Here is a 4,089-nt window from a genome sequence, read left to right as displayed (position 1 = left end):
GGATGTCGATATCAAGCATTAGTGGATGAAATATTGTTTCCTCGTCCCTTAGGCTTTATGCGACGGTAACTGTCACGCTGTAAGTTTTGCCGGTTTCAAAACCGCTAATAACATTACCTTCAACCGTTACACCTTCAGCCGCGATATTAAAATTGCTGCCGCGTACGTAGTTGATGTTAAACGTGGCGCCGCGGAATAGTCGCGTTGCGCTAGCCTCGCTCCACGCTTTGGGTAGTTGTGGGGCAATCTCTAGGCCTTGTGCACAGCCTTTAACACCAAACAAGCCATCAATAAGTGAGCGATAAACCCAGCTAACAGTGCCAGTGTTAAAAAGTTGGCTTGAGCGGCCGGCTGTGCGAGGGAATTGGTAGTAAGCGCCGCGGTAGTAGTTGGGGATATAGACGGGCATTTGACCACGCTGTAGGTAATCTTCGGTATCTGGGCCTGGGATCATCTGACGTAATAGCTTAAAGGCGCGCTCGCCAAGCTCGGCATTTTTACCACCTTCGGCGATATATAAGCTGTAGATGTAGAATACAGCTGCGTGATTGTAAACCGAGCCATTTTCGGCTGAGCCTGGCCATTTTTGGGTTACGCGGCCAACGTCTTCACGCATTTTGGTAAAGGCCGGTGCGCACATGGCTACGCCGTAGGGGGTTTCGAGTTGCTCTTCAATGGCTTTAACCATTTTGGCTTGTTGTTCGGGTGTGACGATGTCAGCCAGCATAGCCCAGCTTTGTGGGTTTAAGAATATGCGGCCCTCTACGTCTTTGCTAATGCCAAACACTACGCCGTCATCCGTAATACCACGGCCAAACCAGTCGCCATCCCATAGGTGGGTTTGAACGGCTTTGGTCAAGTCGGCCGCGCCACTTAATAGCTCATCAGCAACGGCTTGTTGATTTTGCTGTACCGCTACTTTGGCCCACAATTTTAGTGCGTAAGCGGTAGCAACGGATAGCCAGCCAGAAACGCCTTTGCCTTTGTAGCCGACCATATTCATGGGGTCGCACCAGTCGCCCTGGGCAATGTAGTTTAGGCCGCGTTCGTCGCGGTCTTTCAATAGCCAGCGCATGGCATCGGTGGTGCGTTCAAATACGGTGGCCACTTTGTCGCCTTCGGCGCTCTTTACTGGCTCGCTTAAAATAGCGTAATCGCCAGTTTCATCTAAATAAGCTTGTAGGCAAACCGGCACCCATACGCAGTGATCGGTATGGGGAATTTGGTTGATATATTTAAGCTCGGCTTCTTCGTGAATCAAAATACCATCTGGCATCGATCCCGTTTCTTCTTGTTGGCTTAATGCGTGTAAGAAAGCGGCGCGTGTAACTTGCGGCATGATGTAGGTCATGCCCATATTGTCTTGAATATAGTTACGCGTTTGAGGGTCGGTGGTTAAGCGGTTTACATCACCGTGGTAATAAACTTGGCGGCCTAGCCAGTTGTTCACAAAGTTATCAAGGCCTTCGTCTGGCGTTTTGATTTTAAGCACACCATTGCCTTTGGCGAGATAGGCGGCGTAGTCGCTGGCCGATTGTTCAAAAGCACCGTCGGCAAAGTACTTGTCGCGTAGTTGTGCTATTTCGCCATCGTTATGGGCGGGGCCAAACAGGAATCGGTATTGCTTTTCCTCTCCGTCCTCTAATGCTTCGCGGTATTGCACAACGGCAGCCGGAGTTTCGTAAATAGCATCGCCGTTGGCGAGTTGCTCGCTTTGAAGGCCGTCGGGGTTATGCAGGCCGCCTTCGCCTTCAAAGGCTTCGCGGGCTACTTCCCAGGATGTAGGTTCGGTATCGTGCAAAAAGAAGGTTTTATCTTTAAGCGTTTTGATCATCGGGTAATCTTTTACTTTTTGGTAGGGCGTCACGCAGCTAGCGACAATACCGCCGAGGTCTTTGCGGTAGAGCGCGCTTTGGTTCATCCAGCTCATAAAGCCAATAGTAAAGAAGGGGTAAACGCTCAACTTGCGGGCTTTGCCGCTTACATTTTTTACTTTGAGCGACCACAGTTCAACCACGTCTTCGGTGGGGAGGCTTACGGTTAAGGTAACTTCGACGCCGGCATCTTTCACAAACCATGTAATATCGCTTTGCCCTGCCGAAAAGGTAAAGCTCTCGGCTTTTTTCCTTACAGGCTCATAGGGGGCAGAGAATATCTCACCGGTTTCTTCATCTTTTATGTATACGAAGCGACCGGGATGATGAGCAAAGTAAGGTTGCTCTGGCTGCATGAAGGTTTTTGCTTCTAGATTTGGTGCGTAAGCATACTTGCCGGGCTCTGGTTGCATATGCTGTGCAATTGCAAAGCCACGGCAGTTAACCTGAATCATCATTTGCTGGTTCCACAGGAACGCAGCCGCCCGTGGCATGGCAGTTGGGCTGGTAAGGTTGTAGCGCTGGCCATCATCGGCGGCGGCGTGCAAAAAGGGAGTCGTAGTCATTACGGGTTCCTTGGCTGATGTGTGAATCGTGCATATCGTGCTGCGAAAATGCGTGTATTAATACGTAAAAAACGCCGCTAGCAAAATGCGAGCGGCGCTTGGTGTTGCGTTGAAGGGGTGGCGGTTATTCGGCTGCTTTACCTTCGTTACGCTCTTGTAAGTCTTTTTGTATTTGCTGCAGCTTGGTCGCGCTTAAGTCGTAAAACTTAAGGCAAACTACCGCTACAATCGCAAAGAAGGCTGGGACCAAGGTTTGCAGCCATACAATGCTACTAAGTGAGGCACCTTCTTGAATTTGGTTGGCGGCGTAGCCTACAGAGGCTAATACCCATAGTACGCCGGCCGAGCCTAAAGCTCCGCCCAATTTTTGTGAGAAGGTGGCTGCCGAGAAGGTCATTGCGGTAGCGCGGCGGCCGGTCTTCCATTCGTTGTAATCGGCTGCGTCGGCATACATGGACCAAGCGATGGGGGATTTGGGGCCAAGCGCTAAGCTAATGAGTACATTCAAAATAAACATAATAAGAATTTCGATAGGCCAGCTGGAGCTGTCTAGCTCGACGCCTTGGTTGTCGGTTTTAACCACACTAAAAGCTCGACCACTAGTTGCCTCAGGGAGGGCTAATGTCCCACTTTGCTCGCTCATCGCTTCACGTTTAGTGAATAGTTTTAAGTAAGGTTTGTGTTCGTACCATATAACGCTCTCGCCTTCACTTACCGGCTCCCCCAATAGGGTTTCGGCTTGCAGGGTTATTGCGCCATCTTGGTTTAAGGTAACTACGCCAGTCCGATCTGGTTTCGGGACAAAAGCAAAAACAATACTAAAAACAGCAACAATGGTCATTAGTAGCATTAATAATTTGGCTTTGTCTGTAATCCAGCGAGCCAGGTAAGGTGCCGCTAAGCAACCCACCGCATAAGCAGCCATTTGGAATCCAATATAAGGGCCCATTAAGTCGGGGCGTTCTACAAAGTATTTGAAGTAGTAGGTCGCTGAGCTACCGCGAAATACGATGGTCATCATAATGATCATGGCTAGAGCAAAAAGAATGACCCAGGGCTTGTTGTTTATTAAATCTTTAATGTCATCTATAGGGTTAGTTTTTTGGCCTGCGGGTGGTGTAACACGCTCTTTCGTGCTGGCAAAGGTAATCCAAAAAAGGATAGTGGCAACAGATGCGTATAGCGCCATGGTCATTTGCCAGCCGCTTGCTGGGTCGCCTTCAGTGGCAAAGCTTGCAGCTAATGATGGTGTGAATAGACCTACGATTGTGCCTGTGGCGTAAGCGAAGAAGAAGCGAATGCCAAAAATTGAGTTGCGCTGATCTGGGTCAGCAGTGATAACTCCAGCTAATGATGAGTAGGGTGTGCTAATCAAGGTGTAGCAAATCATCATCAATGAATAAGTACCGTAAGCCCAAATTAGCTTACCGCCTTCATCAAAATCGGGAGTGGTCATGGTCAAGATGGCTGCGCCAGCCATTGGTAGTGCCCCAAAGAGTAAGTAAGGGCGAAATTTACCCCACCGGGTATTTGTCCTGTCGGCAATGGCACCCATGGCGGGGTCAGTACAGGCGTCTACAATTTTGGTGATCAAGAACATGGTGCCGGCTGCTGCTGCCGAGATGCCAAAAATATCAGTATAAAAGAAT

2 protein-coding genes are annotated in these 4,089 nt (G+C 49.4%); both read right to left on the bottom strand.

Annotated elements, in window-relative coordinates; translation table 11 throughout:
• Positions 1-55 precede the first annotated feature (55 nt).
• Positions 56-2,440, bottom strand: coding sequence for a GH36-type glycosyl hydrolase domain-containing protein (locus tag AC3A8L_RS20385; protein ID WP_487964110.1), 2,385 nt, complete (start codon positions 2,438-2,440; stop codon positions 56-58).
• Between the two features lie 124 nt (positions 2,441-2,564).
• On the bottom strand, positions 2,565-4,089 hold a 1,525-nt coding region (locus tag AC3A8L_RS20380), incomplete at its 5' end, for an MFS transporter (protein WP_487964109.1).

It is taken from the genome of Marinagarivorans sp. (assembly GCF_982758155.1).
This window is presented reverse-complemented; position numbering and strand designations above follow the sequence as displayed.